Source organism: Serratia sp. NPDC078593 (genome assembly GCF_050268245.1).
In the GTDB taxonomy this organism is placed as follows: domain Bacteria; phylum Pseudomonadota; class Gammaproteobacteria; order Enterobacterales; family Enterobacteriaceae; genus JBNNGK01.
In genome coordinates this window covers 1-2,683 of sequence record NZ_JBNNGK010000046.1, presented here as the reverse complement: position 1 = coordinate 2,683, position 2,683 = coordinate 1, and the positions used below count along the sequence as shown (strand labels likewise).

3 protein-coding genes are annotated in these 2,683 nt (G+C 50.5%); all 3 read right to left on the bottom strand.

The window, feature by feature from the left end:
* Positions 1–168: 168 nt before the first annotated feature.
* Entirely contained in the window at positions 169–1,134 is a 966-nt protein-coding gene (locus tag ACQKDS_RS20160) for a formylglycine-generating enzyme family protein (RefSeq protein ID WP_399667050.1), read from the bottom strand.
* 23 nt (positions 1,135–1,157) lie between these two features.
* Positions 1,158–2,123 (bottom strand): formylglycine-generating enzyme family protein, encoded by a 966-nt coding sequence (locus ACQKDS_RS20155; RefSeq protein ID WP_399667052.1) that lies wholly within the window; start codon positions 2,121–2,123, stop codon positions 1,158–1,160.
* 23 nt (positions 2,124–2,146) lie between these two features.
* The coding region (locus tag ACQKDS_RS20150) for a formylglycine-generating enzyme family protein (protein ID WP_427622627.1) at positions 2,147–2,683 on the bottom strand (537 nt) is incomplete at its 5' end.

Sequence of the window (2,683 nt, the reverse complement as noted above, 5' to 3'; positions counted from 1 at the left end):
GATTGCTTTTAACCTGGCGGATCAACGCTTGCAGTTCCGCATTGTCCTGTGGCGGGGGCTGCATCAACGCGGTCTCTTGTGGGGGATTATCGCAGCCCGCCAGCAGCAGCGGGGCCAGCAACAAAACATATCCTTGTTTCATCATGTCTCCTTATATCGCCAGAGGCATTACTTCACCGGTCGCGGACTGTTAACCACGCAACGGACTGTTTTGTTCGTGGGAATCGACTCCTGAGGATCACCGCTAAATCTAGCAATCGTTAGTCCTTTAAATGGTCCTGAATAGTCTGCCCCCCTCAATACCCTTGTAAAATTTCCGTAGAAATCTTTATATACCGGTTTTTCTGGCCCCTGCGGATCAATCGTCGGAGAGTGTTGGTAATAGTCCGGATCATACCAGTCCTTGACCCACTCATACCCATTGCCCGTCATATCGTAAATACCCAATGGATTAGAAGGATACATATTTCCGGGTAGTGTAGCCCTCTCTTCTAAAGCCAATCCCATTTTTCGGGCGAACTCTTCGCGATCTAACGAGCCGGAGATATTAATGCCACGCTGGATACCGTCCATCTCCAGCACGCCGCTGTTGGTGGCCACAATAAAAAACTGCCCCCGGCTGCGGGCGGCATATTCCCACTGGGCTTCGGTCGGCAGCGCAAACGGCAGGCCGCTCACCTTGCCCAGCCAGGCGCAGTATTGCTCTGCCTCATGCCAGTTCATATGTGCCGGGGTGTCGGGGAGCTTATTGAGAGCATCCATACGCTCTTGTGTCAGTGAATTACCGGCCTTGCTTAACGTCTTGTTATTTATTTTCAGATAGCGCTGATATTCCTGATTGGTGGTTTTAAATTTACCGATCGAGTAACTGCTTAGCGTGACGTTATGCAGCGGTTTACTGTCTTTATTGGCGTCATAACGGATCTTCTCCGGGCCATATTCTTTGCCAAAGTCACCCATTAAAAAATCACCGCCCTGAACAAACACCAGATTGCTTTTAACCTGGCGGATCAACGCTTGCAGTTCGGCATTGTCCTGTGACGGCAGCTGCATCAACGCGGTTTCTTGGGGGGGATTATCGCAGGCCACCAGTAGCAGCGGGGCCAGCAACAAAACATATCCTTGTTTCATCATGCATCCTTATATCGCCAGAGGCATTACTTCACCGGCTGCGGACTGTTAACCACGCAACGGACTGTTTTGTTCGTGGGAATCGACTCCTGAGGATCACCGCTAAATCTAGCAATCGTTAGTCCTTTAAATGGTCCTGAATAGTCTGCCCCCCTCAATACCCTTGTAAAATTTCCGTAGAAATCTTTATATACCGGTTTTTCTGGCCCCTGAGGGTCAACAACAGGAGAGTGTTGGTAATAGTCAGGATCATACCAGTCCTTGACCCACTCATACCCATTGCCCGCCATATCATAAATACCCAGCGGATTAGGCGGATAGCTGTCTACCGGCATAGCAGTATATATATCCGTACTGAGCCCCATTTTGCGGGCAAACTCTTCACGATCTAACGAGCCAGAGATATTAATGCCACGCTGGATACCGTCCATCTCTAGCACGCCGCTGTTGGTGGCCACAATAAAAAACTGCCCCCGGCTGCGGGCGGCATACTCCCACTGAGCTTCGGTCGGCAGCGCAAACGGCAGGCCGCTCACCTTGCCCAGCCAGGCGCAGTATTGCTCTGCCTCATGCCAGTCCATATGCGCCGGGGTGTTGGGAAGTTTATTGAGAGCATCCATACGCTCTTGCGCCAGTGAATTACTGGCCTTGCTTATCGTCTTGTTATTTATTTTCAGATAGCGCTGATATTCCTGATTGGTGGTTTTAAATTTACCGATCGAGTAACTGCTCAGTGTAACCTTATGCAGCGGTTTACTGTCCTCATTAGTGTCATATTGAATTTTTTCCGGGCCATAATCACCACCGAAGTCACCCATCAGAAAGTCACCGCTTTGGACAAACACCAGATTGCTTTTAACCTGGCGGATCAACGCTTGCAGTTCCGCATTGTCCTGTGGCGGGGGCTGCATCAACGCGGTCTCTTGCGGGGGATTATCGCAGGCCGCCAGCAGCAGCGGGGCCAGCAGCAAAACATATCCTTGTTTCATCATGCATCCTTATATCGCCAGAGGCATTACTTCACCGGCTGCGGACTGTTAACCACGCAACGGACTGTTTTATCTCCGGTCACCTCTGTGTCTGATTTACTGTTATATCTCGCAACTGTTAATCCCTTAAAAGGTCCAGAGTAATCAGCCCCTCGTATTACTTTGGTATAATTCCCTTCATAATCTTTATATACGGGTTTTTCCGGCCCCTGCGGATCAATCGTCGGAGAGTGTTGGTAATAGTCCGGATCATACCAGTCCTTGACCCACTCATAGCCATTGCCTGCCATATCATAAATACCCAGCGGATTAGGCGGATAGCTGTCTACCGGCATTGCGGTCGATATATAAGAACTAAGTCCCATTTTTTGGGCAAACTCTTCACGATCTAACGAGCCGGAGATATTAATGCCACGCTGGATACCGTCCATCTCTAGCACGCCGCTGTTAGTGGCCACAATAAAAAACTGCCCCCGGCTGCGGGCGGCATACTCCCACTGCGCTTCGGTCGGCAAAGCAAACGGCAGGCCGCTCACCTTGCCCAGCCAGGCGCAGTATTGCTC